General features: G+C 67.9%; 23 protein-coding genes and 1 pseudogene. 14 read left to right on the top strand and 10 right to left on the bottom strand.

The genetic code is table 11. The features are described from left to right. The first annotated feature begins 7 nt into the window (after window positions 1–7). From ACQEVC_RS13065 to ACQEVC_RS13045, 5 genes are read left to right on the top strand one after another with little or no spacing between them, the layout of a single operon-like run. On the top strand, window positions 8–901 hold the full coding sequence (locus tag ACQEVC_RS13065; protein ID WP_432876659.1) for a carbohydrate ABC transporter permease: 894 nt from the start codon (window positions 8–10) through the stop codon (window positions 899–901). 36 nt (window positions 902–937) lie between these two features. Next, a complete protein-coding gene (locus ACQEVC_RS13060) occupies window positions 938–1,117 on the top strand; it encodes a DUF6903 family protein (protein WP_432876657.1) in 180 nt (59 codons plus the stop codon). Further along, a complete protein-coding gene (locus tag ACQEVC_RS13055; protein ID WP_432876655.1) occupies window positions 1,114–2,541 on the top strand; it encodes an alpha-L-fucosidase in 1,428 nt (475 codons plus the stop codon). Before ACQEVC_RS13060 ends, ACQEVC_RS13055 begins: the two co-directional genes overlap by 4 nt. Beyond that, entirely contained in the window at window positions 2,538–3,599 is a 1,062-nt protein-coding gene (locus ACQEVC_RS13050) for a hypothetical protein (protein ID WP_432876653.1), read from the top strand. Before ACQEVC_RS13055 ends, ACQEVC_RS13050 begins: the two co-directional genes overlap by 4 nt. Further along, window positions 3,596–5,950: a discoidin domain-containing protein gene (locus tag ACQEVC_RS13045; protein WP_432876651.1), complete on the top strand. Its 2,355-nt coding sequence runs from the start codon at window positions 3,596–3,598 to the stop codon at window positions 5,948–5,950. Before ACQEVC_RS13050 ends, ACQEVC_RS13045 begins: the two co-directional genes overlap by 4 nt. Window positions 5,951–6,216: 266 nt before the next feature. On the opposite strand, the gene ACQEVC_RS13040 is transcribed toward ACQEVC_RS13045, so the two are convergent. Beyond that, the gene (locus tag ACQEVC_RS13040) at window positions 6,217–7,044 is read right to left on the bottom strand and encodes a DUF72 domain-containing protein (RefSeq protein ID WP_432891348.1); all 828 of its coding nucleotides are present in this window, start codon (window positions 7,042–7,044) and stop codon (window positions 6,217–6,219) included. A 993-nt stretch (window positions 7,045–8,037) separates the two neighbouring features. Between ACQEVC_RS13040 and vanH the strand changes: the two genes are divergently transcribed. Genes vanH through vanX form a run of 3 tightly spaced genes read left to right on the top strand, consistent with a single transcriptional unit; the run spans window position 8,038 to window position 10,692 of the window. After that, the gene (gene vanH / locus ACQEVC_RS13035; protein WP_432891345.1) at window positions 8,038–8,991 is read left to right on the top strand and encodes a D-lactate dehydrogenase VanH; all 954 of its coding nucleotides are present in this window, start codon (window positions 8,038–8,040) and stop codon (window positions 8,989–8,991) included. Next, on the top strand, window positions 8,984–10,024 hold the full coding sequence (gene vanA-Sc, locus ACQEVC_RS13030) for a D-alanine--(R)-lactate ligase VanA-Sc (RefSeq protein WP_432876649.1): 1,041 nt from the start codon (window positions 8,984–8,986) through the stop codon (window positions 10,022–10,024). Before vanH ends, vanA-Sc begins: the two co-directional genes overlap by 8 nt. After that, the gene (gene vanX, locus ACQEVC_RS13025) at window positions 10,021–10,692 is read left to right on the top strand and encodes a D-Ala-D-Ala dipeptidase VanX (protein ID WP_432876647.1); all 672 of its coding nucleotides are present in this window, start codon (window positions 10,021–10,023) and stop codon (window positions 10,690–10,692) included. The genes vanA-Sc and vanX overlap by 4 nt, the downstream gene beginning before the upstream one ends. 516 nt (window positions 10,693–11,208) lie before the next feature. Here the strand turns inward: vanX and ACQEVC_RS13020 are convergent. After that, window positions 11,209–12,282: a sensor histidine kinase gene (locus tag ACQEVC_RS13020; RefSeq protein WP_432876645.1), complete on the bottom strand. Its 1,074-nt coding sequence runs from the start codon at window positions 12,280–12,282 to the stop codon at window positions 11,209–11,211. Between the two features lie 10 nt (window positions 12,283–12,292). Further along, window positions 12,293–12,988, bottom strand: a complete 696-nt coding sequence (locus tag ACQEVC_RS13015; protein ID WP_432876643.1) for a response regulator transcription factor — start codon at window positions 12,986–12,988, stop codon at window positions 12,293–12,295. A gap of 87 nt (window positions 12,989–13,075) precedes the next feature. On the opposite strand from ACQEVC_RS13015, the gene ACQEVC_RS13010 reads away from it, so the two are divergent. Next, a complete protein-coding gene (locus tag ACQEVC_RS13010) occupies window positions 13,076–13,624 on the top strand; it encodes a M15 family metallopeptidase (RefSeq protein WP_432876641.1) in 549 nt (182 codons plus the stop codon). A gap of 99 nt (window positions 13,625–13,723) precedes the next feature. Here ACQEVC_RS13010 and ACQEVC_RS13005 read toward each other — a convergent pair whose 3' ends face one another. Then, window positions 13,724–14,200: a GNAT family N-acetyltransferase gene (locus tag ACQEVC_RS13005; RefSeq protein WP_432876639.1), complete on the bottom strand. Its 477-nt coding sequence runs from the start codon at window positions 14,198–14,200 to the stop codon at window positions 13,724–13,726. Window positions 14,201–14,450: 250 nt separating this feature from the next. Between ACQEVC_RS13005 and ACQEVC_RS13000 the strand changes: the two genes are divergently transcribed. After that, window positions 14,451–14,768 carry a VOC family protein gene (locus tag ACQEVC_RS13000; protein ID WP_432876637.1) on the top strand — a complete coding sequence of 106 codons (318 nt, stop codon included), beginning with the start codon at window positions 14,451–14,453 and terminating at the stop codon, window positions 14,766–14,768. Between the two features lie 38 nt (window positions 14,769–14,806). On the opposite strand, the gene ACQEVC_RS12995 is transcribed toward ACQEVC_RS13000, so the two are convergent. Continuing rightward, window positions 14,807–17,155 (bottom strand): glycosyl hydrolase family 95 catalytic domain-containing protein, encoded by a 2,349-nt coding sequence (locus ACQEVC_RS12995; RefSeq protein WP_432876634.1) that lies wholly within the window; start codon window positions 17,153–17,155, stop codon window positions 14,807–14,809. 126 nt (window positions 17,156–17,281) lie between these two features. Between ACQEVC_RS12995 and ACQEVC_RS12990 the strand changes: the two genes are divergently transcribed. The 3 genes from ACQEVC_RS12990 (at window position 17,282) to ACQEVC_RS12980 (ending at window position 19,916) form a co-directional block, all read left to right on the top strand. Continuing rightward, entirely contained in the window at window positions 17,282–18,196 is a 915-nt protein-coding gene (locus ACQEVC_RS12990; protein WP_432876632.1) for a phosphotransferase family protein, read from the top strand. A gap of 447 nt (window positions 18,197–18,643) precedes the next feature. Then, window positions 18,644–19,132, top strand: a complete 489-nt coding sequence (locus tag ACQEVC_RS12985) for a hypothetical protein (protein ID WP_432876630.1) — start codon at window positions 18,644–18,646, stop codon at window positions 19,130–19,132. Between the two features lie 121 nt (window positions 19,133–19,253). Then, window positions 19,254–19,916, top strand: coding sequence for an HAD family hydrolase (locus tag ACQEVC_RS12980; RefSeq protein ID WP_432876628.1), 663 nt, complete (start codon window positions 19,254–19,256; stop codon window positions 19,914–19,916). Window positions 19,917–20,205: 289 nt separating this feature from the next. Here the strand turns inward: ACQEVC_RS12980 and ACQEVC_RS12975 are convergent, their stop codons facing one another. From ACQEVC_RS12975 to ACQEVC_RS12955, 5 genes and pseudogenes are all read right to left on the bottom strand, one after another. Further along, entirely contained in the window at window positions 20,206–21,030 is an 825-nt protein-coding gene (locus tag ACQEVC_RS12975) for a CPBP family intramembrane glutamic endopeptidase (protein ID WP_432876626.1), read from the bottom strand. A 217-nt stretch (window positions 21,031–21,247) separates the two neighbouring features. Then, window positions 21,248–21,717, bottom strand: a pseudogene (locus ACQEVC_RS12970) (glycosyl transferase); the annotation flags it as partial. A 358-nt stretch (window positions 21,718–22,075) separates the two neighbouring features. Further along, window positions 22,076–22,264 carry a hypothetical protein gene (locus ACQEVC_RS12965; RefSeq protein WP_432876624.1) on the bottom strand — a complete coding sequence of 63 codons (189 nt, stop codon included), beginning with the start codon at window positions 22,262–22,264 and terminating at the stop codon, window positions 22,076–22,078. Window positions 22,265–22,483: 219 nt separating this feature from the next. Continuing rightward, window positions 22,484–23,086, bottom strand: coding sequence for a response regulator (locus tag ACQEVC_RS12960; protein WP_121655180.1), 603 nt, complete (start codon window positions 23,084–23,086; stop codon window positions 22,484–22,486). Then, on the bottom strand, window positions 23,083–24,237 hold the full coding sequence (locus ACQEVC_RS12955) for a sensor histidine kinase (RefSeq protein WP_432876621.1): 1,155 nt from the start codon (window positions 24,235–24,237) through the stop codon (window positions 23,083–23,085). Before ACQEVC_RS12955 ends, ACQEVC_RS12960 begins: the two co-directional genes overlap by 4 nt. A 107-nt stretch (window positions 24,238–24,344) precedes the next feature. Here ACQEVC_RS12955 and ACQEVC_RS12950 point away from each other — a divergent pair, with 107 nt between their 5' ends. After that, complete coding sequence (locus tag ACQEVC_RS12950; RefSeq protein ID WP_432876619.1) at window positions 24,345–25,226, top strand: ABC transporter ATP-binding protein; 882 nt, start codon at window positions 24,345–24,347, stop codon at window positions 25,224–25,226. Window position 25,227: the final 1 nt, after the last annotated feature.

Below are 25,227 nucleotides of genomic sequence, written 5' to 3'. Positions count from 1 at the left end.
AGCCACCATGACCACAGTCAACGTGCCCCGGACCCGCGACAGGCGGCCCGGTACCGGCCGGGTCCTGACCTACGTCGTCGTCATCGCGATCGCCCTCGCCATCGCGGTGCCGATCGCCTGGGTGCTGCTCGCCTCGTTCAAACGCAAGAGCGAGTTCTACGGCAGCCCCTGGGCGTTGCCGTCGGGCCTGCACGTCCAGAACTACGTGGACGCGTTCGTCACCGCGCGGATGGGGCAGTACTTCCTCACCTCGGTCCTCGTCACACTTCTCGGACTGGCGCTCGTCCTCGCGGTCTCCGTCCCGGCGGCCTACGTCATCGCCCGATACGAGTTCCGTGGGCGTGGCGTCGTGGAGGTCGCGCTGCTGGCCGGATTGTTCGTCAACGTCAACTACATAGTCGTGCCGATCTTCCTCATGCTCGTCGGCTGGGACCGCGCGCTGGCCGACGCGCTCCCCGGCGGCTTCTTCATCGACAACCCCGGGGTCCTCTCGCTCGTCTACGCGGCCACGTCGATCCCGTTCACCATCTACCTGCTCGCCGCGTACTTCCGGTCGATCCCGACCGACTACGAGGAGGCCGCCGCCCTGGACGGGGCGTCCCGCTTCCGGATCATGACCAGGGTGATGCTGCCGATGGCCCGCCCGGCGGTCACCACCGTGGTCCTGTTCAACTTCCTGGCCTACTGGAACGACTTCATCATCGCGCTCACGCTGCTCCCCGGCGACGGCAAGACGCTCCAGGTCGGCCTGCTCAACCTGATGACCGCGCAGAAGGCGGCGGCCGACTACGGGCGCCTCTACGCCGGCATGGTCCTGGTCATCGTCCCCGTACTCATCGTCTACGCGCTGATCCAGCGTCGGCTCATCGAGGGAATGGCATCCGGCGGCGTGAAGGGCTGACCGGGCCGTGCGGCAACCTCCCGGGAAGGAAACGTGATGAAGGAATCGACGCGCGGCACGCTGCTCGTCGTCGCCCGGACGCTCGTCGTGGTCGTCTGCGTCGCGGTCGTCGTCACCGCACGGCCGACGGTCGGCTGGGGCAGTCTCGCGATCATGCTCCTGGCGTTTGCCGGGCTGCTGGCCGTGCTCGGCTCGTACAACCGGCGGTTCCGGTGACCGCGGCCCCGCCGTCCGGGCCGGAGTTGGCCGCGATCCGGCCGAGCGAGCGCCAGCTCGGGTGGCAGGCGATGGAATTCTACGGGTTCATCCACTTCGGCATGAACACGATGACGAACCGGGAGTGGGGCGAGGGGCACGAAGACCCGGCCGCCTTCGACCCGGCCGGGCTCGACGCCGACCAGTGGGTCACGGCGCTCAAGAGCGCCGGGATGACCGGCGTGATCCTCACCTGCAAGCACCACGACGGATTCTGCCTGTGGCCGAGCGACGTCACGACGTACACGGTCGCCTCGTCACCCTGGCGCGACGGCCGGGGCGACGTGGTCGCGGAGGTCGCCGACGCGGCCCGCCGCCACGGCCTGCGGTTCGGGATCTACCTGTCGCCCTGGGACCGCACCGAGGCGTCCTACGGCTCCGGCACCGCGTACGACGACTTCTACGTCGCCCAGCTCACCGAGCTGCTCAGCCGGTACGGGCCGGTGTTCTCGGTGTGGCTGGACGGCGCGAACGGCGAGGGCCCGAACGGCAAGCGCCAGGTGTACGACTGGGAGCGGTACTACGCGGTGGTCCGGGAACTGCAGCCGGACGCGGTCATCACCGTGTGCGGCCCCGACGTCCGCTGGTGCGGTAACGAGGCCGGAGACACCCGACCCGACGAGTGGAGCGTCGTACCGCGGGCGCTGCGGGACGCCGAGCGGGTCGCGGACCGCTCGCAGAAGGCGGACGACGGCACCTTCGCCCGGCTCGTCCGCAGCGACGACCGCGACCTCGGCAGCCGCGCCGCCCTGGCGGGGCACTCCGACGATCTGGTCTGGTACCCGGCCGAGGTGAACACCTCGATCCGTCCCGGATGGTTCCACCACCCGGCCGAGGACGCCGCGGTCCGCTCCGTGGACGAGCTGTTCACCATCTACCTGCGCGCCGTCGGCGGCAACTCCTGCTTCCTGCTCAACATCCCGCCGGCCCGGGACGGGCGGATCCGGGACACCGACGTGGCGGTGCTGGCGCGGCTCGGGCGACGCATCGAGGACTTCCGGGCGCGGCGCATCGCGACGACCGCGACGGTGTCGTCCGGGACCCCGGGCGACGTCGCGACGGCGTGGCCCGGCCGGGGGCGTACGCCGTGGCGACCGGACGATCGGGATCCCCTGCCCCGGGTGACACTCGCGTTCGGCGGGCCCCGCCCGGTCGAGGCGGTCGTGGTGGGCGAGGACATCACGCAGGGGCAGCGCATCGAGCATGTCGTCGTCCGGGGCCGCCGGCACGGCCGGTGGACCACACTCGCCGAGGCGAACGCGGTGGGTTACCAGCGCATCCTGACGTTCCCGCCGGCAGAGGTCGACACCGTCGTGGTCGAGATACCCCACACCCGGGACACCCCCGTCGTCGCCCACGCCGCCGCGATCGGGGCGGCCTCGTGAAGGGCACCGCGAGCAGGCCGTCGCGCCGGGCCGTCGTCCTGTTCGTCGGCATCTGGGGCGTCGTCGCCGCGCTGGTGGTCACCGGTGTGACGCTCGCCCACCGCACCGACGGGGTCGCCGCGATCGACGGGCACACCGTGACTCGCGACGAGCTGCTCTTCCACATGCGGCGGCTCGCGCCGACGGTGCAGAACGAGCTACGCAACGAGTACCACCTGCGGGGCGCGATCGACTGGACCGCGAAGGCCGGCGACAGGACGGCGCTCCAGCGGCTCGCGACCCGGGCGCTCGACGAGATCTGGCGGGACAAGACCACGCTCATCCTGGCGAAGGAGCAGGGGCTGGTCGACTCCGTCGACCATGCGGACTTCCTCGCCGAGCTGGCCGACGAGAACGAACGGCGCGCCAAGGCCGTCGCCGCCGGCGAGACGGTCTACGGCATCGCGGAGTTCTCGGCCGAGGAGTACTACTCGCACCGGCTCACCGAGCTCAGGACGAGCCTGACGAAACGGCTCAGCGCGGCTCCGGGCGACCCGCTCCGGGTCACCGACGCCGACGTGCGGCGCGCGTTCGACGCCGACCGGGACGCCTGGAGCGCCAACGCGACCACATACACGTACTCAAAGCTCGTCGTGCCGGTACCCGACGGCGCCGCGCCGGACTACCCGGCCGGCCTCCAGCGGCGGGTGGACGCCGCGGACCGGCTGGCGGAGGTCGCGAGGCGGGAGCCTGGTGCCAGGCTGACGACCGCCACCTTCGGCGGCGCCGCCCCGACCGGACCGAACGCCCACGACCAGGAACTCGTGGCGGTGCTCGGCAAGCTCGCACCGGGCCAGATCTCCGCCCCGGTTCCGGGGCCGGGCCAGGTGACCTACTACGAGCTCGACGGCAGGACCGTCGACGAGGCCGGGGCGTTCGCCGAGTACTCCCGGCGAATCCGGCAGTCCCTCGTCGAGCAGAAGTTCGACCAGTTCCTCCAGCGGCAGGTCGACGACAGCGACATCGAGGTCGACACCGCGGCGATCGGCTCCATCAACCCAGAGGATGTGAAGCAATGAAACCTGGCGGTACCGCACCACCCCCGGCCGACGCGGTGGCGTCGACCTGCCAGCGGCCCGCCGCGCGGACGCTCCGTCGCGGCCTCACCGTCCTGCTCGCGGCGCTGCTCGCCGGATCGCTCGTTCCTGCCGGGCCCGCCGCCGCGGCCCCGGACCGCACCCCCGCCACACCGAACTGGCCGGGAAACACGCCGAACCGGACCGGCGGCACGGACTACTTCATCGACGCCACCGACGGTCGCGACGACGCGGCCGGAACGTCGCCGACGACCGCCTGGCGCAGCCTGGCCAAGGCGAACGCGACGACGTTCCGTCCGGGCGACCGGATCCTGCTCAAGGCCGGCGAGCAGTGGCATGACGAGCAACTGTGGCCGAAGGGCTCGGGCAGCGCGGGCCGGCCGATCACGATCTCGGCGTACGGCGACCGACGTGCCGGCCGGCCGTACATCGCGACGAACGGCAACGTGCCGAGCCCGTTCCGGGCCGATGGCACGAAGAACCCGGCGACGGTCGGACTGACCGGTGCGATCGTGCTGCGCAACCAGCAGTACTTCGAAATCAACAACGTCGAGCTGTCCAACGACGACGACTTCGCGACCGACATCACCACCGGGTCGTACGTCCGCGACGGCATCATGGTCTCGATCAACGCCGACCTCCTGCCAACCGGCGCGGACAGCATCATGGACCACTTCCGCATTTCCGACGTGTACGTCCACCACCTCGACGGCCCGAGCACCTGGCAGAGGATCCACTACGGCGGCGTCAACTTCCAGGTCTTCGGCGGCCGCGGTTACCGGGAGTACGGTACCGGCGGCTACTACTTCAAGGGCGTACGGATCGAGGACAACACCTTCTCCAACGTCGAACTGCACGCCGTACAGTTCGCGTTCAACTGGTTCAACGCCGACGGCGCCGACGCCGGCCAGTACGATGAGAGCGGGAAGTTCCACGAGGGCTGGGAACAGCTCTGGGTGCGTACCCGCGACCTGTACAGCCGGGACGTCTACATCGGACACAACTACGCCGAGAGCGTCGGCCAGGGCGCGATCCAGCTCGCCAACACCAAGGCCATGACGGTCGAATACAACGAGGTCAACGGGTACCTCCAGCGCTACGACGCGGTTTCCTGCGGGCTCTACCTGTGGGCCGGCGCCGACTCGGTCATGCAGTTCAACGAGGTCTACGGCGGCCCGGACAACGAGTACGACGGCACCCCCTGGGACCTGGAGTACACGAACTTCAACGTCACTTACCAGTTCAACTACTCGCATGACAACGCGGCGGGCTGGATGGCGTACATGGGCAACAGCTCAAACTCGGTCGCCCGCTACAACCTGAGCGTCAACGACAACGGTGTACTCGTGAAGAACATGCTGTCGACGAACTACTCGCCGACCTACTTCACGAACAACACCTTCGTGTACGACGGCGCGGACCTCGACTACGTCCACGACGAGACGTTCCTGAGCACCGTCTACTTCCTGAACAACATTTTCTACAACACCTCGACGACGGAGTCGACGCCGTGGTACCGCCGGACCGGCGCGCTACGCCACGCGGTCTTCTCGAACAACGCCTACTACGAGGCGAGCGGCACCCACTCCGGCCAGGAGCCGGTCGACCCGGCCGGGCCACGGGTCGATCCGAGGTTCGTGGGTGACCCGGCGGAGTACGTCACCGGGGTGGGCGTGGACCGGATCCGGGCGGCTGCGGCACACTTCGCGCTCCGCGAGGACTCGCCACTCATCGACGCTGGCCGGTACAACCCGCACCTGGGTACCGAGGACTTCCTCGGCACACACATCTACTACGGCGACGCGCCGGAGATCGGTATCGCGGAGAACCGGATCGGTAGGAAGGTCACCAACCCGGTCGACGACAACCCGATCGAGGACGAGCCGGGCGACGACCGGACCAACCTCGCCCTCGACAAGCCGGCCACCGCGAGTTCTACCCACCCCGGCGCGAACGGCACGCTGGGTGCGGTGAACCTGACCGACGGGGACCCGGCAACCCGCTGGGCGGCAGCCGACGATGCCACGTACCCGATCACGCTCGACATCGACTTCGGCGCGGACACCACCTTTGACGAGGTGTACCTGGACGAGTACACCGACTCCGGCACCAATCCGCGGGTCCAGACGTTCGAACTCCAACGCTGGGACGTCGGGACCGGCGGCTGGGTGACATTCGCGAGCCGTACCGACGGTATCGGGCACGACCTGGCCGTGACCGGCTTCGGCAGCGTCACGACCTCCCGGCTCCGGGTGGCGCTCACCGGGCAGATCGCGACGGAGCAGTACACCCCGACGCTGACCGAGATCACCGCGTACCACACCGGCGAATAGGCCAGGCCCGGACGGGGACGACAGCCGTACGGCGGGTGAAGGTCGTGGCCTCCACCCGCCGTACGGCTGTCAGCGTACGGACTCGTTCACAGCTCTCCGCGCCGTCGACCGGCAGGGTCACGCCCGCCGGCCGGCTCGCCGCTGCCGTCGCGCAGCGGGATGAGGTCGCACATCAGCGCCCACTGCCCGTGCCTGAGCAGCCGTCCGGCGGTGAGGCCGGCGAAGAACCGGTTGACGCCTGCGGATCCCGGGCCGGGTCGCGCGGGTCAGAAGAGGGTCAGCGGCTCGGCCGGGGTCGGCTCCGGCAGCGCGTCGAGTTCGGGTACCCGGGCCCGCACCTCGTCGTGGAAGCGGCGGGCGAGCATCGGCGCGTCGGCGTTGTCCGGGGTGTGCACGAAGACCGTCGGCGAGCGGCCCTCGCGCAGCCAGCCGACGGTGACGTCGACCCAGTGCCGCCAGCCCTCGACGGTCCGGGCGGGATCGTCGCGACCGAGGTACCGGACGATCGGCCGGTCGGTCAGCGCGACCGTCCGGAGCGGCATCCGGGGTTTCCTGGTCCAGGCGTCCCGTTCCGCGTCACTGCTCGGCGGAGCCTGGAAGAACGCGGTGGTGTCGAACGGGATCCACTCGGCGGCCGCGTCGGCGAGTACCCCTTCCAGCAGCCGCGTCGCGCGCGGGTCGGCGAAGAACGCGGGGTCGCGGACCTCGACGGCGTACCGGTGGGAGGCGGGCAGCCGGCGCAGGAAGCGGGCGAGCACGGCGACGTCGTCGGGGGCGAACGACCCCGGCAACTGGATCCAGAGGGCGTGCGCCCGGGGGCCGAGCGGCTCGATCGCGTTCAGGAAGATCCGGAGCGGCTCGTCGACGTCGGTGAGCCGATGTTCGTGCGTGATGAGCTTGGGTATCTTGATCACGAAGCGGAAGCCCGGGTCGGTCTGCTGCGCCCAGGACGCCACGGTCTCCCGGGTCGGAGTCGCGTAGAAGGTGGTGTTCCCCTCCACCGCGTCGCACCAGCTCGCATAGAAGCGCAGCCGCTCGGAGGCCGGCAGCGGATGCGCCAGGAACCGCCCCTGCCAGGACTTGTGCGTCCACATCGCGCACCCCACGGACAGCCGCATCCCGGACCCCTCCCGCCGCACCATCCCGGATCCCTCCCGCATCCCGGATCCCTCCATCTGCCGAATCCGTCCCGCCGGATCGTCCCGAATCCGTCCCGCCGGTCGGCTCCCTCCCGCCGGATCATCCCGAATCCGTCCCGCCGGTCGGCTCCCTCCCGCCGGAGGGAGTGCGTCCGGACCGGCCTTTCCCGGAATCCCGGCCCCGGGATCGCGTCAGATCGTCCGTCGCTCAGCGGCAACGGTATACGGGCGCCGTCGACCTACCGCCGGGAGCACCTGGTCTACTTCGCGATCCGGGTCGGTGCGCGACGGCTCAGCGACACCGCCGACTGCCTGCTGCTGGCGGGGATATCCCGCGGCAGCGGAGATCGCCGCGACCCAGGCCCGACTGGTGGGCTCGATGCAGCATCCGATGGTGGTCCGCGACTTTCCGGCGGCGGCAGCCGCACTCCGCGGACTGGCCCCGAGCTACGACCGGCTGCACGCCGCCCTCGTCCAGCGGCGACAGGGCACGCCGTAGCAGCCTGGTCTCGGCCGATCGCACCGGCTTCGGCTCGTGCTGCCTGATCAGCAGTTCGCGCCGGTACGTACCGGGTTGGTCGACATCATCGGCACCGCCTGTTACGTGATCGAAGGACGAGCCTGACCTGCGGCGCTGGGCCCGGTATGACCTCGTCCCAGTTCGCGCTGATCGTTGGACGTTTCACCCGCTGGACGCCGTTCGGCCGATGTTCCGGGTGCCCCGGTGCGGGTCTGTGGGTCGAGGGTTCGCTTCGACGACCGACATAGGCATGCTCCGTCATATTACCTGCCGGTAGCATATCGTCGGCATATCGGAAAGCGCATACGTACTCGCAACACCGCGCCGCCTTGACTGGAGGCGTGACCTACAGCGAACCAGCGCGAGCAGCGGCCCGCCGCACCCGGTCGCCGGCGCCCTCGTCCTCCTCGACCGTCCCGACAGCGGGAATCACGATTTATGGATGCGGGCAGGACGAGGCAGTTTTGTTCCGAGAGATGGCACCTCGCTTTGGCATAATGCCGACCATCACGGAGGCGGCCGTATCCGAAGCCAATACCGAACTGGCATTCGGAAACCGATGCATCAGCGTCGGCCATAAAACGCAGATCACAAACGCCACTATTCTGGCACTTAGGCGTGTCGGCGTGGCGTATATCTCCACCAGGAGCATTGGATACGATCATATCGATGTAAGATATGCGGAGAGCGTCGGCATCTCCGTTGGAAATGTCGCCTATTCGCCCGACAGCGTGGCTGACTACACGCTGATGCTGATGCTGATGGCGGTGCGGAATGCAAAATCCATCATCCGCCGCGCGGACATCCATGATTACAGGCTGAATGATGTACGCGGGAAAGAGCTCCGCGACCTCACCATCGGGGTGATTGGGACCGGGCGCATTGGCGCAGCGGTCATGGACAGGCTGCGGGGCTTCGGCAGCCGAATATTGGCCTATGACAGCCACCCCAAGACCTCTGCCGATTACCTTCCCCTCGATGAATTGCTGCGGCGGAGCGACATTGTAACGCTCCATACACCGCTCAACGCGGACACACATCATCTCCTGAATCGTCAACGTCTCGCGCATCTGAAGCACGGCGCCTTCATCATCAATACTGGACGCGGGTCACTTGTTGACACCGAGGCTCTCATTTCGGCGTTGGAGAGCGGCAGATTGGGCGGTGCGGCGCTGGATGTCCTCGAAGGGGAGGAAGGGATTTTCTACGCCGACTGCAGAAACAAGGCCATTGAGAGCATATCGTTGTTGCGACTGCAAGAGCTGTCGAACGTACTTATTACCCCGCACACCGCCTACTACACGGACCACGCCCTGAGCGACACTGTTGAAAACTCCATCATAAATTGCCTGAAATTCGAGAGCGGGGATCAGCATGGATAGGTTGAAAATCGGGATCATATTCGGGGGCTGTTCCGAGGAGCACCCCATCTCCGTCAAATCCGCGCGGGAGGTCGCAAGGAACCTCGACACCGAAAAGTACGAACCGTTCTACATAGGGATTACGACGAGCGGTGCCTGGAAGCTTTGTGACGACCCTGACGCAGATTGGGAAAACGGCAGTTGCCGTCCGGCCGTGCTGTCACCGGACAGGAGCGTACACGGATTGCTTGTTCTGGGGCACGGGCAGTACGAGACGATCAGTCTGGACCTGGTGCTGCCCGTTCTGCACGGCAAACTCGGCGAGGACGGTGCGATGCAGGGTTTGTTGGAACTCTCCGGCATCCCCTACGCCGGCTGCGATGTCCAAAGTTCTGCTCTGTGTATGGACAAATCCCTCGCCTACATCGTCGCCAGAAGCGCGGGAATTGCTACGCCGGATTTTTGGACTGTCACGGCGAACGAGAATGTCGACCCCGACCGGCTAACCTATCCCGTCTTTGTGAAGCCGGCCCGTTCGGGTTCATCTTTCGGCGTCAGCAAGGTGTCCCGAAAGGAAGAATTACTGAGTGCGGTGGAAGTCGCAAGACAGTACGACTCGAAGGTGTTGATCGAGGAGGCTGTCGTCGGCAGCGAGGTCGGATGTGCGGTATTGGGGAACGATCTGGATCTGATCGCAGGCGAGGTAGATCGAATTGCGCTATCTCACGGCTTCTTCAGAATCCATCAGGAAAGTGAGCCTGAAAGCGGTTCCGAAAACTCAACGGCAATCGTTCCTGCGGATATTTCGACAGAGTCACGCTCACTCGTCCAGGAGACAGCAAAGGCTGTATACCGCGCCCTGGGATGCAGGGGACTGTCGCGGGTGGACATGTTCCTCAAGGAAGATGGAAAGGTAGTCCTCAACGAGGTTAACACTTTGCCTGGCATGACCTCCTACAGTCGTTATCCGAGAATGATGGAAGCCGCAGGGTTGCCGCTTGCCGAAGTGATCGACCGGGTGGTGTCGTTGACATTGACAGGCAAAGTCCGATGAAGGATGACTTTGTCTTTGTGGACGAGCTGGTACCCGGAATACGTTGGGATGCGAAGTACGCCACGTGGGACAACTTCACCGGCAAACCGGTGGACGGTTACCTGGCAAATCGAATTGTCGGTACGAGGGCTTTGTGCTCGGCCCTGGAAAGAGCGAGAGAAAAGGCCGGATCTCTCGGCTTCGGCCTGCTTCTTTGGGATGGTTACCGCCCGCAACGGGCCGTCGATTGTTTCCTGCGGTGGTCAGCACAGCCGGAGGATGGCCGGACGAAGCCGCGGCACTATCCGAACATCGACAGAGCCGAGATGTTCGAGAAAGGATATGTGGCCGCCAGGTCGGGCCACAGCCGGGGCAGTACGGTTGACTTGACGCTCTATTACCTGGCTACCGGCGAGCTCGCTCCGATGGGCGGTGGCCACGATCTGATGGATTCAATCTCACATCATGGAGCAGAAGGAATCACACAAGCCGAGGCGAGAAACCGTCAAACTCTTTGTTCCATCATGGAAGCCTGCGGTTTCAGCTCATACAATTGCGAGTGGTGGCATTACACACTGAAGGACGAACCTTACCCGGACACCTATTTTGATTTTCCGATAGCTGAGCCGGCAAAAGAGATCGGCAAGGCACAGAAGGCACTGATAGCAGCTAATATTTTGGCGGAATAATGAACCTTTTTCAACCTCCCCTTGCGGTCCGTCGGAGGGCGAGGGTCGGACGCGGTGTGTGAGCGCCGCGCGGTTCAGGTTGAAAAAGGTTCAATCTATATGCGGTGGACTTCGGCGGCTACGTCGCCGTGCCGCCAGCTACCCCGGCACGAGGAGCTCGTCGCCGCGCCGGAGAGCGGCAAGCTGGTCCTGCGCCGGGCCGCCGCGCTGGAAGGCCGCTGGTGCGACACGGTAGCCGGCACCCGCGGCAGGGCTCGACGACCTCGCTGCTGGTGATCGTGCCGCAGGCGTGCGGCCTGAAACCGTCCTTCGCCAACGGAGTCCTCGTCCAACGACCCGACCAATCAGCACACAGTGAACCTTTTTCAACCTGAACCGCGCGGCGCTCACACACCGCGTCCGACCTCGCGCTCCGACGGACCGCAAGGGAGGTTGAAAAAGGTTCAGTGACCCTCACCCCGCATGACACGCTGATCCACAGGACTTGACTATCCCGTGCGGCAATTCCGCTGATCGTCATCTGCCGATCTGCGGTGGCGCTGCGGGTAGTTGCACCGTGACGCAGAGCCCCCCGTCACGACGGGGGGTGAGGGTGAGGGTTCCGCCGTGGGCAAGGGTGATGCTCTTGACGATCGCCAGGCCGAGGCCGACACCTAGGTGGCCGTCGCGTATCCGTCCAGTGCCACGCTGAAACGGCTCGACAATCGTGGAAACCAGCTGTGGGGAGAGCTTCTCGCCGGTGTTCTCGACGGCGAGCACCACGGTCCTGGGGTGAACGCTGGTCGTGACCCACACGGTGCCGTGTTCAGCCAGGTTGTGGACAATCGCGTTGTGCACGAGGTTCGTGGTCACCTGCAGCAGGAGCGCGTGGGAGCCAATGGTGGGGGCGAAGTCGCCGGAGGTCTCGATGGTGAGACCGCGTTTTTCTGCGAGCGGGAGAAGCGTTTCAGTGGCCTCTTCCGCCACGAGAGACAGGTCGACGTGTTCTCGTGTGAAGGACCGTTGGTCGGCGCGGCTGAGTAGGAGCAATGCCTCAGTGAGGTGGATCGCCCGGGTGTTGACGAAGTGGAGGCGGTCGACAAGTTCGCCGGTGTCGCGGTCCAGGTCGTTGCGGGCCACGTCGAGAAGTGTCTGCGTGATCGCCAGCGGGGTGCGCAGCTCGTGCGAGGCGTTGGCTGCGAACCTCTGCTGCTCGGCGACGTGTGCTTCGAGCCGCGCGAGCATGGTATCGAAGGCGTCGGCGAGTTCGCGGAACTCGTCTTTGCGGCCTTCCAACTGGATCCGGTGGGAGAGTGATCCGTTGGCGGCCTGACGTGTGGCATTTGTGATGCGAGTCAGGGGGGCGAGCATCCGGCCGGCGAGGATCCATCCTCCCAGGAGGCCGAACATCAGCAGGAAGGCCAGCACTGCGGCAGCCTTCGGGAAGAAGGCGTGCACCAGGTCGAGCTTGAGGGTTCGAATCCCGCCGCGGGTGTAGATCGCCTCGGGTACGTAACGCAGCAGGAACACCCACACCGCGGCGAGCAGCAAGGCCCCTGCCAGCATGAGGAACCCCGCGTAGCTGAGGGTGAGTTTGAGTCGAACGCTCAAGCCGGGCGCCCTATCCACGGTCCCCTCCGTCACGCTCGACGCCGGATGCTGTGCCGATGCGGTAGCCGACGCCGGCCACGGTGGCGATGATCCCGGGTTCGCCGAGGCGTTTACGCAATGCCGAGACAGTAATGCGCACGGCATTGGTGAAGGGGTCGGCATTCTCGTCCCACGCTCGCTCTAAGAGTTCTTCGGCGCTGACGACACCGCCTTCGGCCGCGACGAGGACCTCGAGTACGGCGAACTGCTTCCTGGTCAGCGCGACATACCGACCGTCGCGGTAGACCTCTCGGCGGAACGGATCCAGACGCAGACCTGCGACCTCCCGCACAGGCGGCCTGTTGTGCGGGCGCCTGCGGTCGAGCGCTCTGAGCCTGAGCACGAGTTCTCGGAGCTCGAACGGCTTCGTGAGGTAGTCGTCGGCGCCGAGCTCGAACCCGGAGGCCTTGTCGTCGAGACGGTCGGCAGCGGTAAGCATCAGAATCGGCATGCCGCTGCCGGAAGCGACGATGCGTTCGGCGATCTCGTCCCCGGAGGGCCTGGGAATGTCGCGGTCGAGAACGGCGATGTCGTAGGCGTTGATGCTCAACAACTCCAGAGCGGTGTCACCGTCACCGGCGATGTCCGCCGCGATCGCTTCCAGGCGCAGCCCATCACGGATCGCCTCTGCCAGATAGGGCTCATCCTCGACGATCAACACACGCATACAGTCGATGCTACGAGCCATAGCATATCGTCGGCATATTAAAATCCACATACGTGCTGACAACATCAGGCTGCCTTGACTGCAGGCATGACCTACAGCGAACCAGCACGAGCAGCAGCCCGCCGCACCAGATCGCTCGCGTCCTCGTCCCACTCGGCCGCATCCGCTCGCCTCGATGCACTCGGCGAGGCAGACGGCGCCGTCCCTGATGGCGTGACGGTCTTCGATGACCAAATTCCGGCCGTGACCAACCTCGACCCCGATCTGCTCGGTGCTCTGCGCCAGGCTGCGACTGATGCCGCAGACGACGGGGTCCAGTTCTACGTCAACGGCGGCTGGCGCTCACCGGAGTACCAAGAACACCTACTCCATGGGGCGGTCGCGAAGTACGGCTCAGAAAAGGAAGCCGCCCGATGGGTCGCCACCCCCGACACGTCTCCTCACGTGTCGGGGCACGCGATCGACATCGGACACTCCGACGCCACGGCGTGGCTCTCCAAGCACGGCGCCGAGTACGGGCTCTGCCAGATCTACAGCAACGAACCCTGGCACTACGAACTGCGCCCCGAAGCCATCGATCACGGCTGCCCGCCCGTGTACGCCGACCCTACCCACGATCCAAGGATGCGGCAGTGACCAGCACCGTCGGCATATCCCCAGCCCAGACCCGTCCACCTCCTACCGCCGGGCTGCAGATGATCCCCGAGGCGATCGACTGTGGGGTGATGTCTTGAGTCAAATTTCTGGCAGGAGTAGATCCTGCTTGTTGTTGGAGGCGGGTAGCTCCCGCAGGAAGCGGGACGATCTTCCTGCTTGGTCGGCGTACCCCCGGCGCTGGTAGAACTTGTGCGCAACTGGCCGTCGGTCTCCGCTGGTGACTTCCATCCTGAGGCATCCGTGGCTGGCGGCGAAGGATTCGGCGGCCGCAACAAGTCGGGAGCCGACACCTCGTCCGCGTACTCGGTCGGAGACGACCAGGGCCACGATTCGGCCCCAGGCACCGTCGCTTTCGAAGAACGGACAGATATGGACGGCGATGACGCCGTGGAGATCGCCCTGGGCGTCAGCCACGTAGGCCGCGCTGGCCGGATCGTCGATCCAGGTCTGGAGCCGGGCCACCGTCGTCGCCTGACCATCCTGGGGATAGCCCAGCTGGTCGAGCAACTCGTTGATGGCTCCGGCGTCAGCGCTGCGCGCTGGTCGTATCTGCATGCCCCACCCTACGAACCGGACCATATCGTCGGCGTACCGAGAACGGCATACGCGCTGGCAGCACCAGGCCGCCTTGACTGGCAGCATGGGTCAAACGGCATCAGCACGAGCAGGACCCGCAGGGCTATCAGGACCACCGCCGTCGGCCCCGGTCGTCGTCACCCCTGCGGTCATCGGAAACCTCGTCTACCAGTGAACCTTTTTCAACCTCCCCTTGCAGTCCGTCGGAGGGCGAGGTCGGACGCGGTGTGTGAGCGCCGCGCGGTTCAGGTTGAAAAGGGTTCAGTCAGCATCGTCCTCGGCGCGCCCGTTCAGCGAAGTCCTTGTTCCGCCCGATTGGCCTGACGGCACTCCACAGCAAGTCCATCTCGACCTCTACGTCGATGACTTCGACACCGCGCACGAGCAGGCGATCGCGCTGGGGCCGCGCTTGTTGAAGGCGGCCGACGATCGCGCCGCGGGTCGGGGCGTCCAGGTCTATGCCGATCCCGCTGGTCACCCGTTCTGCCTTTGCTGGCCGCCGCCCACAACGAACCAGCGGAGGGTCGGCGCCCCGTCGGTTCCGTGACGATCGGTGGCGTCGCCTTCTCCCGGTCCTTCGGGTGGTCAGCGTCCCGGCGTGAGCGTCACCGTTTCGCCTGGCCGTAGCGTGATGCGGCGCCGCCAGGTACCCGCGCGGACCTCGGTCGTGGTGCCGCCGACGCTGTGGATCACTGCCCGGGTCGCCTTCCCGTCGCGCCAGGTGAGGTCGACCTCGAAGCCGCCGCGCGCTCCGACGCCGGTGACCGAGCCGCGGGCGGCCCAGGCGAGAGGCAGCGCGGGCAGCAATTCGATCACGCCGGGCCGGGAGTAGAGCAGCATTTCCAGGGCTGCGGCGGCACCGCCGAGGTTGGCGTCGATCTGGAAGATCGTGTAGCTGCCCTGGCTGTACATGTCGAAGAGGTTCGCCGCGGTGCCGTTGCCGTTGTTCATCGACGGCCGCAGCACCGTGAGGTAGAGCTGGTACGCCCGCTCCGCGTCCTTGAGCCGCGACCAGCACAGCGACCGCCACGCGCAGGCCCACCCGTAACTGTCCATCCCCCGGGCCAGCAGCAGATTGCGTACGCCGTCGAGCAGCTCAGCCGAACTCGTGTCGGCGGCGATCCGGTCGCCGGGGTAGAAGCCGATCAGCGGCGACAGGTGCCGGTGCGTGGTCTCACCGAGATTGTCGGGGCTCATCCACTCCTCGAGCCAGCCGGTCTTGGGGCTGACCCGCGGCAGGTAGAGCCGCGACTGCAGGTCCTTGAGCGCGGCCGCGAACTCCGCGTCCCGGCCGAGCACGGCGCTCGCGACCTGCGTCTGTTGGAACAGGTCCCAGGCCAGTTCCTGGGCGTACGTCGTGCCCTTGGCGTCCGGTCCGTGCTCCGGCGACCAGGCCGTGTCATCGATCAGCACCTCGTGCCCGTCGACCGTGGTCGTGATCAGCCGCGCCTGCCAGAACTCGGCGGCACCCTTGAGCACCGGATAGATCTTCTCCAGGTACGCCCGGTCCTGGCTGTACTCGTAGTGCCGCCACAGCGAGTTGCACAGCCACGCGTTGCCGGACGGGTGCCAGGCCCAGCCGCTGCCTCCGTAGATGTTGGTGGAGAACGCTACCGCCCAGCCGGCCACCTTCCCGCTGCTGTTGCGGAAGCGGTTGCTCGGGTGGTTGAACAGCCGGCCGGTCACGTCGGTCCACACCGGCAGCTGGGACACGCAGTAGTCGGCCAGCGCGTCCGCGCACTCGCCGAGCCCTGCGAGGTCGGCCAGCCAGTAGTTCATCTGCACGTTGATGTCGGTGTGGTAGTCGGCGAACCAGTCCGGGGTGTTGTTGTGGATCCACAGCCCTTGGAGGTTCATCGGCAGCCCGTCGCGCGAACCGGTGATCGTCAGGTAGCGGCCGTACTGCACGTACGCCGCCTCGAGTTCCGGGTCCACGGTGGTCGGGTCGGTGTGCCGGACGGCAATCCGCGACCAGGAGTCGAGCGCGCGCTGCACCGCCGACGAGGTGCCGAGGTCGATCGTCATCCGGTCGTACAGCCGGCGGTAGTCGGCCACGTGCGTGGCGAGAAGCCGTGCGCCGGAAACCCGGGCGGCGGCGGCGACTTTCGTACGAGCGAGCGCGAGCGGATCGATCGCCGGGTCGCGGAAGTCCTTCGCCGCATCGGGCGAGTAGTTCGTGCCCGCGCAGACGACCACCAGCACTTCCCGGCAGCCGTCGAAGGCGACCTTGCCGCCGTCGGCGCGGACCCGTCCCCCGGTACCGACCACGGTGACGGCCGCCCCGTACGTCAGCCCGTTGACGAGCGTGCCAGCAAAGCCGGCCTGGCCGCCGCTCGCGGTCGTGGTCTCGCCGTGTGTACCCACGAGCGACACCGCGCCGGAGTGGCGGCCCCCGCCGGTCTGGGTGAGCCGCAGCACGACCACGTCGTCCGGGTGGCTGGCGTAGACCTCCCGCCGGTAGCGCGCCCCGCCGACCTGGTAGCTCGCCGACACCACTCCGTTGCTGAGGTCCAGCCGGCGGCGATAGTCCGTGTACGCCTCCTGCCCGGTCAGCGCGACCCGCACCTGCGCGAGCACCCCGAAGCTGCCGAACCCGTTCGCGTCGTACGGAAGCTGCCCGTCACTGGTCAGCGTGTCGTTGCGTCCGCCGGTCCAGAACGAGCCGTCGGTGAGATAGAGGGCGTCGTCGATCGGATCCCCGGAGACCAGCGCGCCGAGGCGGCCGTTGCCGATCGGCAGGCCCTCCCGGATGATCTGGTCCTCCCGAGCCGGCGTGCGCCACCAGAGCGCGGTCGCGTCGGCCTCGGGCACCAGGGCCGGCTCGGCGGGCCGGGCCGGAGCGGCGTGCGCCGCAGGGCTGGTCCCGGCCAGGGCGAGACCGGCTCCGGTCGCGCCGGTGAGGCGGAGGAAGTCACGGCGGGATGATGCGAACATGATCGTTCCCTTCCTGCCGGATTCATCGGGCCTTTCGCGGGCCTTCGGGATCCGGACATGCGGCAGCCGGCACTTTGACCATCGAGAGACCCGATGTTTCCATAAAATATGATCAGTGTTTCGGGAATGTCAACAGCCGCGTCGATGCCGGCGCGACCACCGTGGATGGTGGGCCGGGTCGACCCGGCCCACCATCCACGGTGGCGCTACACGAGGCCGCCGGGCAGCGGTACGCCGTCAACCGCGCAGCCGCAGGCGATAAACCCGGTGACGTCGGTGATCATCCCCGCGACAATGGCCGACGTGGAGAAGGTCGAGGTCGTCGTCGCCCACAACGAGCGCGCGACCCTGCGCGTCGGTGACGTGTACCTGAAGATCGACGCTGATCAGACCCGCACCGACGTCGAGGTCGAGGCGATGGCTATGGCGCCGATCCCGACTCCGGAGATCGTGTGGCGCAAGCCGCCCGTGCTCGCGCTCGCCGCCCTCCCAGGAACGGCACTCGGCCACCTCGGCAAGCCATCGACCGCGTCGCCCGCGGCCTGGGCCGCGGCGGGTGCCGCCGCCCGGACGCTGCACGACGCGCCGCTGCCGCCATGGCCCGGTCGGAGCCTCGACGAGCTCGCATCGCGCCTCGCCGGCGAGTGCGAGTGGCTCGTCGCCAACGACGTCCTTCCCGCTGACGTGGTCACACGCAACCGCCGGCTCGCCGAGACCGCGCTCCGGCCGTGGACACCGGTGTTCATCCACGGCGACCTGCAGGTCGACCACGTCTTCGTCGCCGGTGACGAGGTCACCGGCGTCGTCGACTGGTCCGAGGCGTCGCAGGGCGACGCGCTCTTCGACCTCGCCACCCTCACGCTCGGACACAAGGAGCACCTTGGCGACGTCGTCGCCGGCTACGGCACCGACGTCGACCGCGACCTCATCCACGCATGGTGGTCGTTGCGATGCCTGACCAACGTCCGCTGGCTGGCCGAGCACGGCTACGGCTCCCCGGACGAGTTCCCCGAGGTCGCCGTGCTGAGATCCCCGCTGTGAGGCTGCACGAGCCCGACGGCTACGAGTGCCGTTCTGCCGCATCGAGCGGGCCATCTCCTGAAGCTCGCCTTCCGGACCGACGGAGGTCATGGTCCTCGAAGATCCCGGGCAGCCGGTCGGCGACGTCGGAAGCCGGCGCACGACTCGACCGGACCTACGCCGGCGTCCGGTTCGGCGGGGACTTCGAGCGGGTCACCGCATCAACGCCGAAGCAAGCAGAGGTTCTGCTGGAGCAGGTGAAGGCGCACGTCACCGCAGAGCTCGCGTCCCGATAGCGGAAGCGCGCGTAGGGGCGAAAGGACGGACAGAACGCGGCTACGCGTAACCCCGGGCGGGACGTACCCAGGTCGAACAAGCCGTCGCCACCGTCCGCCGGCACCGCGGCATCCTGCTCGGCCTGCCCAAGGTCCGCCAGCCGTTGCCCGGCATCCGACCGGAGCGCCCCGCATGAGCCGCACACCCGCCGCCCGGCGCACCACAGCGGCGGTCGAGGGCCGCAAGGCCGACTCCGCCCGCCACCGGCAACGCGTCATCAAAGCGCTCAACCAGGCCAGCAGCGACGGCGCCGGGATCAGCGTCGCCGGCATCGCCCGCGCCGCTGCGGTCGACCGCAGCTTCCCCTGCCGCCACCGCGACCTGCTCGAACAACTCCACGCATCGGAAATACCGCCTCCCAAGACGGCGGGACCGGGCCGACAGTCAACCGCGCCTCCCTGCACGCCGATCTGCTCGCCGCCCACGAACGCGCTGCCCGCCAGGCCGCCCGCGTCCACCAACTCGAGAAACGCCTCTCCGAGCTGCTCGGCGAGCACGCCTGGCGCCAGCCGGGGCTCGGCGCGCCCGACGACATCGACGCGCTCAAGCAACGCGTCACCCACCTCGAACAGCAGGCCGCCGACCTGCGCCTGCAGCTGGACGAACGCGGCGACGACCTGATCGTCGCCCGCGCCGCCAACCGCGAACTCATGCTGCGCACCAACACCACCCGCTGACGGCTGCGCAGGAGGGTGGCGGGGAGGGCGGCAAAGGCGCCCGCCCGGCGTCATATCGTGCCGGCATGCGGCCACTGGCACTGTTCGACCTCGACAACACGCTCATCGACCGCCGGGCGGCCTTCAACGCCTGGGCGGAAGAGTTCGCCGCTGCCCATCAGCTCGACGACCAGGCCCTCACCTTCGTGGTCATGGCAGGCGCGCACCATTCCGGCCCGATGGACAGCTTCTTCATCATGCTCTGCGCGACCTTCGACCTCAGCGAGCCGCCGGACCAGTTGTGGAAGCAATACCGCCGGCGCATGCCCGAGCTGGTGTCCTGCCACGCGACGGACCGTGGCGCGCTACAGCGGCTGCGCCGAGCCGGGTGGCTGATCGGAATCGTCACCAACGGAATGACCGACAATCAGTCAGCCAAGATCCGAAACACCGGATTAGGCGACCTGGTCGATGGGTGGGCCACCTCCGACGAGGTGGGCAGCCGCAAACCCGACCCGGAAATCTTCCGAATCGTTGCCGCCCGATGCGGGACGACCCTCGAGCACGGCGGGTGGATGATCGGCGACGACCTCATCCTCGATGTCGCCGGTGGACACGCCGCCGGCCTCCGCACGATCTGGCTCCAGCCCCGACCTCGAACCGGGCCGTGGTCGTTCATCGGCCCAGCGCCAGACGTCACCGTCAACTCCGTCACCGAAGCTGTCGAGGCGCTCCTCAACTCACGGTGAGACCGCCGGTCCGTTCCACCCGTGCAGTGTCCGCCGATCCGGACGGTCTGAGCTCACGACAGGGCGCCACCACCGAACGCCCGCCACGATTCCGAACAACGGCTGCCCAAGCGCTATGGCCGCTCCATCTTGCGCTTGAGCCTGACGAGGTCGGACAACACGGAATTGGCGTCGCGTTCGAAGTCCTCGTCGCGCCGTCGAGCAACCCGGGAGTGAGGCGACGATGACACAGGTCGCCCGCTCCCTGCACGACCACCTGCGGACGGGCACCCTGCCCTGGTGGAGTTAGTCAGTCGGTGGCCTGGGCCCGCCGCTCGCGCAGCCAGACCAGCGCCACCATGACGACGTTGACGGCCACGAGGATCAGCAGGGACGCGTCGCCGGAATCGGTGGACCGGTCGATCGCGAAAGCCTCGCCGTCCGCCATCACCGTGTTGGTGGTCGTCCACAGGACGTTGTTGGCGATGTGGAAGGCGACCGGCGCCTCGACGCCGCGGCTGATGATCGCCATCAGGCCGGTGCTGACGGCGACCACGACGTAGTAGCCGAACAGCCAGGGGTCGGTCGACCCGTGGACCACGGCGAAGCCGAGGCTGGAGATCACCAGCCCGACGGCCAGGGCCGGACGGACCGCACGCACCCAGGACGCGGCGGCGGGTAGCGCGGCGCTTCGGAACATCAGCTCCTCGCCGACGGCCTGCACCGGGGTGCTCAGCAGAACGACCGCCAGCATGCCGATCGTCGTGCCGGTGACACCGAAGGCCGTCCAGCCCGGCGAGTCGGGTGCGACCAGCGCCACGACACCGATCCCCGCGCCGACCAGCAGCGCCGCGCCGACGAGGTAGTGCGTCAGGCGGCGTGCGTCGAAGGCTCGTGGAAAGCTGAGCAGGCTGCGCCACGGCACCCTGGCCGTCCACACCAGGAGCAGGATCGCCAGGACGCCGGCCACGCCGATGCTCAGGTTGACGGCCAGGAACTTCAACGGTGTGAAGGTGGCGGACATCGGGTCGCCGCTGCCCTCGATGACGCCCACGACCTGGTAGAGCAACACCTGGAGAACCAGCATCACCAGCGGCGGCACGAGGACGACCAGGAGCGGCTTCCACCAGCTCATGCGGAGGTGGGCGCCGAACGGTCGGGAGCTGTCGACGGCTGGCCGGGAACGCTCCGGCGTCAGGATTCGTGAAGGTCCTGCCTGGGAAGGGCTCGGGTGACTCGTCGTCTCCCAGGGTCCGTCGGAGCTTGGTGCGTTCATCGGGGAAGGTTCCTCTCGAGCTCGTGGCATCCCCATTGCAGCGCTCACCGCGCCCTCCTGGCAGTGCCACCACGTCACCACTGCACCGTGACATTCCACGAACAGACATGACGCGGAGACCCGCTCGACGTCGGTACCGGGTGAGTTCCGCCGGTGCGGGCGGGAAGTCGAGGCGTGGCTTGCCGCGCATCGCCGCCGCCAGGCTCTCGTAGACCGGCGGATTGATGCCGTCGCGCTGCTGGTGCCGCATCTTCACGGTGGTCTGCGGCCAATCCGGGTCGGTCAGGATGCCGGCCACCGCGTACTGCGTCGTCATCGCGACCAGGGAGGCGTAGTTCTCCGCGTCGGTGGTGCCGGTCCTGCCGGCGACCGAAGCGTCGACGACGGCCTTCACCTGCGCGGCCGTACGGCTACCGCCGCACCGGCTGGTGGCGGAGTCGTCGCCGACGGGGCAGCGGGCGGCGTCGACGGCGGCGCGGGCCACCCCGGTGCCGATCCGTTCTCGCAGCGGGGCTGGGCGATTCGTGGTCCTCGGCGGCGGGGATCGCTTTGCGCGTCACCGGCGCCACGTCGGCCAGTTTCACGTCGCGGCGGTTCTCGTCGTACATGGTGGCCAGCGGGGTCCTGCCGTCGGCGGCGAACAGGTAACTGATCTGCGGCGCCCGGGCCACCGTCAACTCGCTCGGCAACGCGCCGAACGCCTCCGCGCCGGCCTTTGCCCCCAAGCCGGACATGGCCACCGGGGGAACAGCGGCCGCCGCGACCACCACGCCGGCCAGCAGGCCACAGGCGAGCAGCGACACGGTTGGTCAGGAATCCGTGATCACGCTTACACATTCTGGTCGACCTCGATCCACACGGTGCAGCCAGCTGGCGGTGCGATCCCGGGTGGGCCGGCACACCGTCACAACGTGGCGATCACGACCCCGGCCGCCCGGGCGATCAGGGCGTTGTCGTAACCGGCGTCCTTCCGGTCGCGGCTGGCCGTCATCGGACAGTCCGGCGTCGACTGTTCGGCGGCACCGGTTGGGCCGCATGCGGCGAGGGACACCGCTGCCACTGCGGTCACCAGGCGGTGTGTCGGAAGAACCATGATCGCTCCTTGTGGGTGCCGTGGGCCCGGCGCCGGACAGCGCCGGTCGGGCAGGACTCGACCCTGACAGCGATCCGGCATGCGGTCGAAGACGGAAGCAGCGGTGTCCATGCCGACCGGGCATCGCCGCCGCTGTGCGGGCAGCTCCTGCTCGAGGTCAGGCCCGTGGTGCCGGGTGGGTAGTTCGCCAACCGAACAGGTCGTGGCGCCGGACCGCTGTTACAGCCAGTCGTGTTCGCGGGCGTAGCGGGCCGCTTCGTGGCGGGTCCGGGTCTGGGTCTTGCGCATGGCGTTGGAGAGGTAGTTGCGTACGGTGCCTGGCGCGAGGTGGAGCCGGGCGGCGATGTCGGCGACCGAGTAGCCCTCGCCGGTGACCCGCAGCACGTCGGCCTCACGGTCGGTGAGGGGGCAGTCCTCGGTGACGGCGAGCGCGGACACGTCCGGGTCGATCCAGCGTTTGCCCGCGTGCAGGGTGGCGATGACCGAGGTGATGTGGGCCGGCTCGGCGGATTTGCTGACGAAGCCCTGGACGCCGAGCCGCAGCGCCTTACGTAGCACGCCGGGGCGGGCGTGCCGGGTCAGCATGAGGATCACCTGCTCGGGTCGCTCGCGGCGGATCTGCGCGACCGCGTCGAGGCCGTCCACGCCCGGCATCTCCAGGTCGATGACCAGGACGTCGGGCCGGTGCCGCAGGGTGGCGGCGATCGCCGTCCGGCCGTCCTGCGCCTCGGCGAGGACCGTGATGTCGCCCTCCATCGGCAGCAGTGCGGCGAGGGCCGTGCGCAGCAGCGCCTCGTCGTCGGCGAGCACGATGGTGGTCATCGGCCGTCCTTCCCGCCAACCGTCGGGGCCGCGTCGGCCCGAGCGGGTGGGAAGACCGCTGCGGTCAGGAAACGCCCGTCCTTCTGTTCCACGGTCAGCTCACCTCCGTCGCCCGCGACCCGTTGCCTGAGTGCCGCCAGTCCCCTGAGCTCGGGGAGCGTGTCGGCGGTCGCGCCGTCGTTGACGATGGTGATGCCCGATTCGGCGAGCGTGATCTGCACCTGGGTGGCCTGGGCGTGGCGCAGGATGTTGGTGGTGGTCTCCCGCAGCACCTGCCCGAGCAGTTCGCTGGCGCGGGAGTCGACCTCGGCCTCCCGGGTCACCCGGACGCGGATGCCGGCGGCCTCGAACAGGTTCTTCGCGTTCTCGATCTCGGCGGTGAGGTTGAGCCGCCGTTGCGCGTAGGCGAGCTCCTTGGTCTGCGCGATGGTGTCGCTGACCAGCGCGTACGTCTCCCGCAGCTCCTTCTCCGCCCGAGCGGTGTCGCGCAGCAGCAGTCGCTGGGCCAGGGCGATCTTCAGCTTGACCACGTGCAGGGTGTGGCCCTGGATGTCGTGCAGGTCGCTGGCGAACCGCACGCGCTCCCGGACCACGGCCAGCTCCGCCTCGCGTTCCCGGGTCTGTTCAAGCTCCCGGATGAGATCGTAGAACCGCTCGCTCACCATCGTGAAGACCGTCACGACGGCGGTGAGGGCGGTCGGGATGAGGACGTAGGTGACCAGGACGTGACCGATGTCGTCCCGCTGCACCAGCAGCCGCGCCGCGCCGACGGCGGCGACGTAGGAGAACAGCCCGGCCACCGCCAGCCGCCGGTGTCGCCGGACCTCGCGCAGGGCGAGGGAGCCCACGGCGCAGAACCCCCAGTAGGCGTTGGGGCTGCCGGTCACCAGGACCCCCAGTGGCCACACCGCTCCCCCGACGATCACGCACGGCAGCGCCACCCGTGCCAGGTCGTTGGCCGTCCACCGTTCGAAGGCCACCACGGCCGCCACCGCCCCCGGCCCCAGGACGACGACGTGCCACCAGGTACGCGCGTCGGTGTAGAGCAGCACCACCGCGGCGAACACCACCGGCGGCAGTGACGTGGCGAGGTTGAGCCGGCGCAGCCTTCCCTGCGTCGACTCCGTGAAGCGGGGCGATCTCGCGGCCACCACACCAGTATCCGGCAGCCAGGGGCCACGACCAGTGACACCACGTCACATACGGTGGTGACGTGCTGCCACTAACGGGTCGGCCGCGCCCGCGCTGTCATGGGTACATGTCCACCACACCAGTCATCGAAGTCGAACGGCTGAACCTCACCTACGGCGACTTCCACGCCGTGAAGGACCTCTCCTTCGAGGTACGGCCCGGAGAGCTCTACGCGCTGCTGGGTACCAACGGAGCCGGGAAGACCTCGACCCTGGAAGTTGTCGAGGGACACCGGAGGCCGACCTCGGGCACGGTACGCGTCTTCGGGCACAGCCCCGCCGACCGGCGAGCGGTACGTCCCCGAATGGGTGTCATGCTCCAGGAGAGCGGGTTCTCCCCGGACCTCACCGTCCGTGAGTCCGTCGGTCTGGTTGGCCGGCTCACCCGGCGCACCGACGACGTCGACCGGGTGCTCGACCTGGTCGACCTCACCGGCCGAGCCGGCCGCAAGGTGTCGCAGCTGTCCGGCGGGGAGAAGCGGCGGCTGGACTTTGCCACCGCCGTCTACGGCACCCCGGAGCTGATCTTCCTGGACGAGCCGACCACCGGCCTCGACATCCAGTCCCGCGACGCCGTCTGGACGACGGTGGACCGGCTGCGGGAGAACGGCGCGACCATCGTACTCACCACGCACTACCTGGAGGAGGCACAACAGCGCGCGGACCGGATCGGGCTGATGCACGAGGGCGCCTTCCACCGGGAGGGCACCGTCGCCGAGCTGACCCGCACCCTGCCGGCGGTCATCCGCTTCTCCCTCCCGGCACCGGCGCCGACGCTGCCGGTGCGGGCCGCCGCCGACGCGGACGGGAAGGTCACGGTCGAGACCTTCGAGCTACAGAAGGACCTGCACCTCCTGCTCGGCTGGGCGCAGGACCACGCCGTGGAGCTGCGGGACCTGACGGCGGGGCCGACCCGGCTCGACGACGTCTTCCGCGCCATCAACAGTTGAT

It is taken from the genome of Plantactinospora sp. CA-294935, assembly GCF_050936445.1.
Taxonomy (GTDB): Bacteria; Actinomycetota; Actinomycetes; order Mycobacteriales; family Micromonosporaceae; genus Plantactinospora.
This window is presented reverse-complemented; position numbering and strand designations above follow the sequence as displayed.